Raw genomic sequence first — 10,882 nt, 5'->3', positions numbered from 1 at the left:
TATGAAAAGAAAGCATTTTAAATTATATCTGGGAATTGCGTTCCTCGCATCCTCCCTTCTGGCCTGCTCTGACATATTGGAGGAGCAGCCCCGAAGCATTTATGAGCCGGGCTTTTTCACCACTGAAAAGGGGGTGAATGGCGGATTGTCGTCGCTTTACGCGCATTTGCGATATATTTATGGTCAAGGCTATTATTACAACACCACGCTTACCGGTACCGATGAATATACTTATGCCCAGAGTGCCGACGCCAACTTTAAGGACATGGACCTTTCCGGGGTGGGGAGCATTACTCCTTCGAGCAGCCGTGCCGATGTGTTATGGGGCGCTGCCTTTCCCAACATCAATACCGCGAATGGTATTATTGAGAACGGTGAAGCTGTAGAAAGTGTTTCTGATGCTTTGATTGCGGAGGCCCGTTTTTTTAGAGCTTTTGACTATTTCCTTTTGGTTCAGACCTTTGGTGGTGTTCCCCTCGATTTGGGAGCAGGTGAGCTGAAGTTCAATAATTCTCCGGTGCGTACTTCTGTTCGAAACACCGTTCCTGAAGTCTATACCAAAGCCATTTTCCCCGATTTGCTGCAAGCCATTAACGACCTGCCCGATAACCCGCGTGTTACCGGTGGGGTGACAAAGAATGTCGCTCGTTTGTACCTGGCTAAGGCCTACCTGACCTATGCCTGGTGGCTAGAGAACCCCAATAATGTGCCCACTTATCCCGAGGCAGCCCGTCAGGATCCCGACGGACACAATGCAGCCTGGTACCATCAGCAGGCCTACGACATCGCTTTGGACGGCATCACCAATCCCGGTCCCTATGCTTTGCAGGAAACCTTTTACGATTTGCATCTGGGCGCCAATGATCGCAACAACGAAATGATGTTGTATGCCGATCACACCGAGGACAGTGAGTTTTACAACGCCTCCAGTCTGTCCTGGAGCAACGGCGCTGCGCCCGAGAACTTTGCTGCATGGTTTGTTACCTGGAACTACACCACCATCCGCAGTGCCAAAGACGCGGCATGGGCTGAGGAAGTCAGCTCGGTACAGCGTGAGGCCGCTCAGGCTTACGGTCGCCCCTGGACCCGTATGGCACCCACCATTGGTGTGTTCACCAATACCTTTGCCGACAAAACACTGGACTCGCGTTACGACGGCACTTTTGTGACCGCTTTCCGTGGCAACTGGAAAAAAGGTGGCGTGGCTGAGGATGTTTTGTACAACGCCAACGGATTGCCCGTTTCAAATGGCGACGCCATTTTGACCTTCCTCGACGAGGATGATGCCAATGTGGTTTATCCCACGCAAACAGAGAATAAGGCCAATCCGGGTTTCGACTACAGCAATGTAGGTGCCGGGACTTTGGCCGGACGAGCCGATTTTGTTATCGAGCCCAGTGCCATCAGTCGCCTGCGTTACCCTGGTTTATGGAAATTGGGTACCTATCGTACCGACAGTGGCGATGGTTTGGGTCAGCCCAACGGCGCATTGACCCGTCCCTTCTACATTGCTAAGTTCTCTGAGTTCTACTTCATTGCTGCTGAAGCCGCTGTTAAAGGTGCAACAGCCGAAGCCGGTTATTCTGCCCGGGACCTGATCAACGTGATTCGTGCCCGTGCCGGAAAATGGAATTGGGACAACAATGGCAATGCCCCCAAGGTGGAGGACAACAGTGCCGCCATGGTGGCTGCAACCCCGGCTGAAATCACTATTGACTACATTCTGGAAGAGCGTTCACGGGAGTATTTTGGTGAAGGTTATCGCTGGTACGATTTGATTCGTACCCAAAAATGGGAGGAGCTGGCAGGCAGCTATCAGATTGCCGGAGCCGGTCGTCTCGATAACGAGGCCCAAACCATTACCCGTACTATTGAAAAGCATCATTATTTGCGCCCCATACCTCAGGGACAAATCGATGGTCTGGAAATGACAGAGGCGGAAAAATCGGCGTATCAAAACCCCGGTTACAACTAATCTTTTGTCGATTGTTTTAGCTCAAGAGGCTGCCTTAAACCAGGCAGCCTCTTTTGTTTCCCAAACGCCCCGATTTGTCGACCCACCAACACTTTTGTCTCCCTATTGTACAGATATTTCCCCTTTGGGGCTCGCATTTTACCGTAATTTCACACAGAAGCAGCAGGCAGGAGTGCTTGCTGCACAGTCGTTACTTTTATTATTTGGTATGATAGCTACAAAGAAGTTCTTTTTAGTCTGGTTGGACCAGCGCTTACTGCGGTTTGTGCTGATCATATTTTGTTTGTTTTGTGGATTCGGTCAGGGCTTAATGGGCCAGCTGCAAATGTCGTCCTTCTTTTCAGAGGGTATGGTGCTGCAGCGCAGTTCTCAGGTCCCCCTTTGGGGTTATGCCGAAGCAGGGGCTGAAGTAAAAGTGGACTGGCGGGGACAGGCCTATGCTGCTCATGCCGAAGCCAACGGTCGTTGGCAGGTGGAGCTGCCCACCGGCAGCGCCGGCGGGCCTTATACTTTAAGTATCCGGAGTGGATCAGACTACAAACAAATAGAGGAGGTTTGGGTAGGCGAGGTGTGGTTGTGCTCGGGCCAGTCGAACATGGAACTGCCCATGCGCCGGGTAGCCCCGCGCTATCCCGAAGAAATGGCCGGCACCAACAATCCCGGGCTCCGCTACTTTGAGGTGCCCAAGACCTATCGTTTTGAGGGACCCGACAGTCTGCTCCAGGGCGGGCAATGGCAAAAAGTGGACGCCCAAAGTATTGGGGAAATAGCTGCCGTTCCCTATTTTTTCGCCGCAGCCCTGTACCGTCATTATCAAGTGCCCATTGGACTCATCAATGCCAGTTTGGGTGGCTCACCCGTTGAGGCCTGGATGAGCGAGGAGGCCCTGCAGTCCTTTCCCAAACACCATCAGGAATTAAAAGAATATCAGCAAGCCGGGAAAATTGCCGCCATAGATGCAGAGAATCGGTTTAACCGCGACGATTGGTACCGTCGTGTCAACCAGGAAGATCCCGGTCTCCAGGGTACAGCTGCCTGGCATACGGGACAGGGCGACGATTGGACAAGCTTTGAAGTGCCCGGCTACTGGTCGGCCCCCGAAGGCGGTCTGCCCAACGGTTCGGCCTGGTTTCGGCGCAGTCTTGTTTTGCCGGCCGATTTTGATGCCTCGCAGTCCGCCGAGCTCAATTTGGGGCGCATTGTGGACGCCGATTCGGTGTGGATCAATGGCCATTTTGTCGGTACTACCGGCTACCAGTATCCCCCGCGTTGGTATGAAGTACCCGCCGGCGTATTGCAGGCCGGCCAAAACACCCTGGTAGTGCGCATCATCAACGAGAGCGGTCGCGGCGGCTTTGTGGCCGATAAGTCCTACTACCTTTTGGCCGGAGGCGATACCCTTTCGCTCGAAGGTGATTGGCAGTGGCGCAGAGGCGCCCAGCTGCCGCCCAAAAAAGGCGAGATCTTTGTCCGTTGGAAACCGGGTGGACTCTACAATGCCATGATTGCGCCCTTGCAGCCCTATCGCTTCAAAGGGGTCATCTGGTACCAAGGGGAATCCAATGTGTCCAGAGCCGAAGAATACTACGAGCTGTTCCCGGCTATGATTAAGGATTGGCGTTCTGCCTGGGACGAAGCCGATTTTCCCTTTTTGTTTGTGCAACTGGCCAACCTGAATGCCCCCTGTGTGGAGCCTTGTGAAAGCGGCATGGCCCGTTTGCGCGATGCCCAGGCCTCGGCGCTGGCCTTGCCCAACACCGCCATGGCCGTAGCCTACGATGTGGGCGAATGGAACGACATACATCCGCTGAACAAGCGCGATGTTTCGGAGCGTTTGGCCCTGGGCGCCCGCAAAGTGGCCTACAAGGAGGAAGTCCTCCATTCCGGCCCCACCTTACAAAAGGTGGCCCGTAAAAAAAATCGTTTGGTCCTGACTTATACTTGTGTGGGTGAGCAGTTGTTGGCCAAAGACGGCATGCCGGGCGGCTTCGCCCTGGCCGGAGCCGACGGAGTATTTGTCAACGCCCGGGCCGAAATCAGGGGAAAGAAAGTCCACGTTTGGGCCCCCGGTATCGAAGTCCCCCTTTACCTGCGCTATGCCTGGGCCGATAATCCCGACAAAGCCAATCTCTATAATTCCGCGCAACTCCCGGCCCTGCCTTTCAGCATCGTGCTCACCGAAAAAGGCTTTAAGCGCTATTGATACAATTTAGACATCGAGATTTATGAAAATCGTGAATACCATTGGGAGGCACTTACTACTGCTTCTGGCTTTAAGCCTTTTTTCCTGTTCGGAAGCAGACGAAGACATCGTTCCAGAAGTCAACCTGTCGCTCTCCGTAGCAGAAATGCACGAGGCGGGCAGTGTGGAGCTGGTCGCCACCCTCAGCGAAGCGGTGAAACACACCGTAACGCTGACTTTCGCCTTTGAAGGCTCCGCTGAGCTCAACCGTCATTACTATGTGCAATACTCCTCCCTGACCATAGCTGCCGGTCAGGAGTCCGCCGTTTTGCCCCTGAGCATTTACACGGTCACCAACAGCGATCCAATACGTTTGGTGGTCTCCATAGCCTCCGTACAAGGTGCCCTGGAAGGCAGCTCGCGGGAAGTCGAACTCCAAATTTTTAAGCTTCAGGAAGAAGTTGAAGGGGTGGCCCTCAGCGTTAAGGCCAATCAGCAGTACCAGTTGATCAGGGGTTTTGGTGGGATTTCGGTGCCCGACTGGGGCAACCACTTATCCACTTCCGAAGCGAATCTGGCCTTCGGGGTAGGAGAAGGCCAGGTTGGCTTGTCGCTTCTTCGTCTTCGTATTTCCCCCGATGCCAATCGTTTCGTCGATATTCTGGACCTGGCCAGACAAGCCCACAACATGGGCGTTACCCTGTTTGCCAGTCCCTGGTCGCCACCCGCCTGGATGAAGACCAACAACAACGTAGTGGGCGGTTCGCTCAAAGCCGAAAACTATGGGGACTATGCCGCCCACCTGAAAAGTTTTATCGATTACCTGGCCGGTGAGGACATCCCTTTGTACGCCATCAGCATTCAGAATGAGCCCGACATAGCGGTGGATTATGAGTCCTGCGACTGGACCTCCGCCGAGATGATTGCCTTTTTGAGCGAGCACGTCGGCGACCTCGGCGACGTGAAAATCATCGCCCCCGAATCCTTTCAGTTTCGAAAAGGGATTTCCGATGCCCTGCTCAACAACGACGCAGCCGCTGCCCGGCTCGATATTGTAGGAGGGCACATTTACGGGGGTGGACTGGAGCCTTATCCTCTGGCACTGGAGAAGGGAAAGGAGCTTTGGATGACCGAGCATTTTGTCAATGAAGAGGGGGCCATCACCGAATGGAAGGAAGCCTTAAAAACAGCCAAAGAGATTCATGACTGTATGCTGGCCGATATGAGTGCCTATGTGTACTGGTACATCAGAAGGTATTACGGACTCATCGACGAAAACGGACAAGTCAGCAAGAAAGGCTATGCCGTCTCCAATTTTGCCCGCTTTGTGCGACCCGGCGCACGGCGGGTGGAAGTCCCCGACAACCCTGCTCCCGGCATTCATGTGAGTGCCTACGAGCAAGAGGGACAGATGGTTGTGGTGGTCCTTAATGAAAACGACAAAGCCGTTCAGCTCGACCTGGAATTTGCGGATAGGGAAGTGCAGCGACTCGAGACCTATCTGACCAGCGCCCAGGTCGATTGTCTGGACATGGCCCAACACAGTCCCGTGGCCGGAGTTTTCGCCCTTGAATTGGCCCCCTCCTCGGTCAGCACCTTTGTGTCCCTGGACTAAATGAGAAGAAGATAAATTATAGTATAATCCATATCTTATGAATCATATTACACGTAGCTCCGCTTTGATCTTGTTGTTGGTCAGTTTTACCCTGACCAGTTTCAGTGCGCCCCCCGCCCACACCTTTGAAGGGCCCGACTATCTGGTCGGTTGGACTGAACCAGGGGCCTTTCCGCTGATTGAAGCAGGGCAGGTGCCCCCGCTTTGGGTAGCCGCCAACGAACATGTCGGTGTACAAAGAGTAGCCAGGCACTTTCAAAACGACCTGACTTTGGTGAGTGGAACCCGGCCCGGCCTCCTTTTTGGAGAGCAGGAAGCGGTACCCCGGGTTGTTGTTATCGGTACCCTGGGGCAGAGTGCACTCATAGATCATCTGGTGGCTGAAGGCAAGTTGCAGGTAAACGACCTGCAGGGACAATGGGAAGCCTCCAGTATCCAGGTGGTGGAGAACGCCTTCGATGGCGTGGAGCAAGCCCTGGTTATTGTAGGCAGCGACAAGCGCGGAACCATATACGGCATGTTCGATTTGTCGGCCCGCATGGGCGTGTCGCCCTGGCACTGGTGGGCCGATGTGCCCGTGGTGCAGCAAACCGATTTATATGTCAAAGCTGGGATGCACTACCTGGGAGCACCTAAGGTCCAATACCGCGGCATCTTTCTTAACGACGAAGAACCCGCTTTGGGCGGATGGGTTCGTGAGACCTTTGGCGGTTTTAATGCATCCTTCTACGAGAAGGTCTATGAGTTGATCCTGCGTATGAAAGGCAATTTCCTGTGGCCCGCTATGTGGGGCAAGGCCCATGCCGACGACGACATCAACAACGCCATTCTGGCCGATGAGTACGGCATTGTCATCAATTATTCGCACCACGAGCCCATGATGCGGGCCCACGTAGAGTGGGCACGCTACGGAGAAGGCCCCTGGGACTATACCAAAAACAAGGAGAAGCTGGATGCCTTTTGGGCAGAGGGTATTGCACGCAACAAAGGCTTCGAAAGCATCATTACCATTGGTATGCGTGGAGATGGTGACGAGGCCATGAGCGACGATCGCAACATCGACCTCCTGACCCATATCGTGGACAACCAGCGCCGCATAATTGCTGAGGAAATGGAGCAACCCGCCGAGGAGGTGCCGCAAGTATGGGCCTTGTACAAAGAGGTGCAGGAATATTACGACATGGGCATGCGGGTGCCCGACGACATTATGCTGCTGTATTGCGACGACAACTGGGGACAGGTGCGCCGTATGCCCACCGATAAGGAACGTGCCCGCAGTGGCGGCCTCGGCATGTATTACCACTTCGACTATGTAGGTGGTCCCCGCAACTACAAATGGCTCAACACCAATCCCCTCCCCAAAGTATGGGAGCAGAACAAACTGACCTACGCGTACGGCATCGACAAACTCTGGGTCGTTAATGTGGGCGATTTAAAACCCATGGAATTTCCCATCCAGTTTTACCTGGACATGGCCTGGAACCCCGATCGTTTTGAGGCAGAGGACATCGCGCCCTACACCGAGCAGTGGGCCCGCCAGCAATTTGGTGCGGAGTACGCCACCGAAATTGCCGGTTTCATGGCCCGGTACGGAAAATTTAATGGCCGGCGTACCCCCGAGATGCTCGACCAACACACCTATTCCTTAACGGCCTACCGGGAGATGGAAAGAGTGACCGGTGATTATGTGGCCCTGGCCCGGGAAGTGGCTGAAGTAGGAGCGGCCTTGCCGGCTGAGTACCAGGACGCCTACCATCAGTTGGTGCGCTACCCTGTGGAAGCCATGGCCAATTTGTACCAACTCTATTTTGCCACAGCCCGCAACCACTGGTATGCCGGTCAGCAACGGGCCGGTACAACTGCCCTGGCCGACAGTGTACAGCATTTTTTTGTGCAGGATTCGCTGATGACCCAATACTTTCATCAGGAGATGGCCGATGGCAAATGGAACCACATGATGGCCCAAACCCGCATTGGCTATACCTACTGGCAGCAGCCCGAGTACAATGTGCAGCCTGAGGTAAAGACTTTCTCGCCCCTTTTGGGTGCCCATCCCGACCTGTATGTAGAGGGGCAGGAGCAGAGCTGGTCGGCCGACCACAACCGCCTGCCCGAATTCGATGTCCTTAAGCAACAGAGTCATTACCTGGAGCTCTTCAACCAAGGCGATACCCCCTTCAAGTACCGCATTAAAGCCAAAGATAAGTGGGTCCGCTTGAGCAGCGCCAAAGGCAGCGTGGAACAGCAGGAGCGCATTTTGGTAAGCATCGATTGGAGCCAGGTGCCCTTCGGTACCCACAGCACCCAAATCGAAGTCAAGGCCGGCAAACGCCGCATGCCTGTACAACTCAGCGTGTGGCATCCTTCCCCGGCAGAAAGAGCCGGGATCAAAGGCTTTGTAGAAAGTGATGGCTGTATCGCCATGGAGGCCTCCGGTTTCACGGCATCCCGCACCGTAGAGGGCATCAACTGGCAGGTAGTGCCCGATTTGGGGCGTACGCGCGACGGTCTGGTTGCCCAGCCCTACCGTGTGGCAGAACAAACACCCGGAGAAGGTCCTTCGGTGACTTATCCCGTTTACTTGCGTCAACCCGGCAAGATTAAAGTCTACGCCTATTTTTCGCCCACCCTCAATTATCCGGGGGCTGAGGGACTTAAATATGGCTTGTCGTTGAACGACCAGGAAGTGGTGGTGGTTAATGTGCATGAAGACGAATCGGACCGCGCCTGGGAGCAGTGGGTCGGCAACAGCATTATGGTCCACCTTAGCGAGCACGAAGTGGAGCGTGCCGGCAAGCAGGAACTGCATTTTCACATGGTATCGCCCGGTTTGGTTTTGGAGCGCCTGGTCATCGACACCGGAGGTTTAAAGGAGAGCTATCTGGGTCCTGAGGAGAGCCATTTTGTCGAATAGATGAAGGATATTTGCAACAGATTAAAAAACAGGGATATGAAGAAGAGTAAGATAGGATGTATTTTAGGTCTGCTTTGGATCGCTTTAGCGGCGCAGGCAGAAAGTGGAGCCGATTTGTGGTTGCGTTACCAAGCACTGCCGGAGGCCACCGCCCAACAGTATACGCAAGCCTTGAAAACAATTCTGATAGCAGGCAGCGATGAGCTGCAACAGGCTGCCGGAAACGAGGTGCAAAAAGGCTTTCGTGGACTCACCGGTCAGAATCTCAGTGCTGCCCGTCGCATAGGCGACGGTACGCTCGTCATCGGGACAACGGAGGATCGTGTGATTGCCGATTTAAAGCTGGATGGACTGGACGACCTGGATGAGGAGGGCTATGTGCTTCGGACTGTGGCTGTGCGTGGCGGAAAGGCCACCGTAGTGGTCGGCACTACCTCTGCAGGGGCCCTGTACGGCAGCTTCGACCTGTTGCGACGGATGCAAAGCGGAGCAGCCATTGATGCCCTGGATGTTCGGGAGGAGCCCGCTTTTCGACTGCGTTTGCTCAATCATTGGGACAATCTCAACGGCAGTGTAGAGCGTGGTTATGCCGGGCATTCCATTTTCTGGAACCGGGAAGAATCGTTTGAAGAGCTGAAAGCCCACTACCTGACTTATGCCCGGGCCAATGCTTCCGTAGGCATCAACGGAACCGTGCTTAATAACGTGAATGCCAGTCCCGAAGTCCTAAGCGCCGATTACCTTCAGCAAGTCAGACAGTTTGCCGACCTGTTTCGTCCCTACAACCTGAAGGTGTATTTATCGGTCAACTTTGCTTCTCCGGCGGTGCTGGGTGGACTGGAAAACTCGGATCCTATGAACGAGGAGGTGCAGCAATGGTGGAAGGACAAGGCCGATGAGATTTATTCAATGATTCCTGATTTTGGCGGATTTTTGGTGAAGGCCAACTCTGAAGGGCAGCCGGGCCCCATGGATTACGGACGCACCCATCAGGACGGTGCCAATATGCTGGCCCGTGCCCTGCAGTCCCACAATGGCGTGGTTATGTGGCGTGCCTTTGTGTATGAGCCCGACAACGACGACCGCGCCAAGCAGGCCTATATGGAGTTTATGCCCTTTGACGGTAAGTTTGAGGACAATGTGGTGGTACAGGTCAAAAATGGTCCGATCGACTTTCAGCCACGCGAACCTTTCAGTCCCCTCTTCGGCGCCATGCAAAAGTCGCCCGTTATGCTTGAATTTCAAATCACTCAGGAATACCTTGGACACTCCACCCACCTGGCCTATCTCTCTACCTTGTGGAAAGAAGTGCTCGATGCCGACACCTGGGCCAAAGGGCCCGGTTCCACCGTGGCCAAAGCAACCGACGGGAGCCTGTTTGGACAAAAACTGACCGCCATTGCCGGGGTTGCCAACATCGGAAGAGTAGAGAACTGGACCAGCCACCATCTGATACAGAGCAACTGGTATGCTTTTGGTCGCCTGGCCTGGGACCATCAACTCAGCAGCGACGGCATAGCCAATGAGTGGATCAAAATGACCTTTAACCACGATCCCTCTTTTGTCTCCACTCTTAGCGACCTAATGATGCGCTCGCGTGAGGCCGTAGTGGATTACATGACCCCCCTGGGTCTGCACCACCTGATGGGCTGGGACCATCATTATGGACCAGAACCCTGGACCGACCACGAGTGGGCGCGGGAGGACTGGTTGCCCCGTTACTATCACCGGGCCAGTGAAGACGGTATCGGCTTTGACCGCAGTTCCAGCGGATCCGATGCCGTGAGCCAATACTTCAGTCCCCTGAAAGAAATCTACAACAATCCCGCTACCTGTCCCGAAAACCTCTTGTTGTGGTTTCATCATCTGCCCTGGGATTATCGTCTTCAAAATGGGCATACCCTGTGGGATGCTCTTGTTTACCGCTACTACCATGGTGTGGAAGAGGCACGCTACTTTCAACAGGCCTGGGACCGTCTTGAAGGCAGCATCGACGAGCCACGGTTCCGCGACATTCAGTACACTTTTAAAGTGCAGACCCGTGAAGCCATTTGGTGGCGTGACGCCCTGGTGCTTTACTTTCAGACCTATTCGGGATTGCCCATTCCAGCTGAGTTGGAACGGCCCATTCACGATTTGGATGAGCTGAAAGAGCTGCAGTTCGATAAGAAACATCACAATTAGAAATATGCTGCT

General features: G+C 54.2%; 5 protein-coding genes. All 5 read left to right on the top strand.

Annotation, left to right across the window (positions count from 1 at the left end; genetic code table 11):
- Position 1 precedes the first annotated feature (1 nt).
- The 5 genes from B4W65_RS12130 (at position 2) to B4W65_RS12110 (ending at position 10,870) form a co-directional block, all read left to right on the top strand.
- Positions 2 to 1,975 carry a RagB/SusD family nutrient uptake outer membrane protein gene (locus B4W65_RS12130; RefSeq protein ID WP_088655432.1) on the top strand — a complete coding sequence of 658 codons (1,974 nt, stop codon included), beginning with the start codon at positions 2 to 4 and terminating at the stop codon, positions 1,973 to 1,975.
- Between the two features lie 208 nt (positions 1,976 to 2,183).
- Positions 2,184 to 4,178 carry a sialate O-acetylesterase gene (locus tag B4W65_RS12125; RefSeq protein WP_205741266.1) on the top strand — a complete coding sequence of 665 codons (1,995 nt, stop codon included), beginning with the start codon at positions 2,184 to 2,186 and terminating at the stop codon, positions 4,176 to 4,178.
- A gap of 22 nt (positions 4,179 to 4,200) precedes the next feature.
- Positions 4,201 to 5,772 carry a glycoside hydrolase family 30 beta sandwich domain-containing protein gene (locus B4W65_RS12120; RefSeq protein WP_088655431.1) on the top strand — a complete coding sequence of 524 codons (1,572 nt, stop codon included), beginning with the start codon at positions 4,201 to 4,203 and terminating at the stop codon, positions 5,770 to 5,772.
- A gap of 37 nt (positions 5,773 to 5,809) precedes the next feature.
- The gene (locus B4W65_RS12115; protein WP_088655430.1) at positions 5,810 to 8,686 is read left to right on the top strand and encodes a glycosyl hydrolase 115 family protein; all 2,877 of its coding nucleotides are present in this window, start codon (positions 5,810 to 5,812) and stop codon (positions 8,684 to 8,686) included.
- A 36-nt stretch (positions 8,687 to 8,722) separates the two neighbouring features.
- Positions 8,723 to 10,870, top strand: coding sequence for an alpha-glucuronidase family glycosyl hydrolase (locus B4W65_RS12110; RefSeq protein WP_088655429.1), 2,148 nt, complete (start codon positions 8,723 to 8,725; stop codon positions 10,868 to 10,870).
- Positions 10,871 to 10,882 lie beyond the last annotated feature (12 nt).

The organism is Geofilum rhodophaeum, from assembly GCF_002210225.1.
In the GTDB taxonomy this organism is placed as follows: domain Bacteria; phylum Bacteroidota; class Bacteroidia; order Bacteroidales; family Marinilabiliaceae; genus Geofilum; species Geofilum rhodophaeum.
This window is presented reverse-complemented; position numbering and strand designations above follow the sequence as displayed.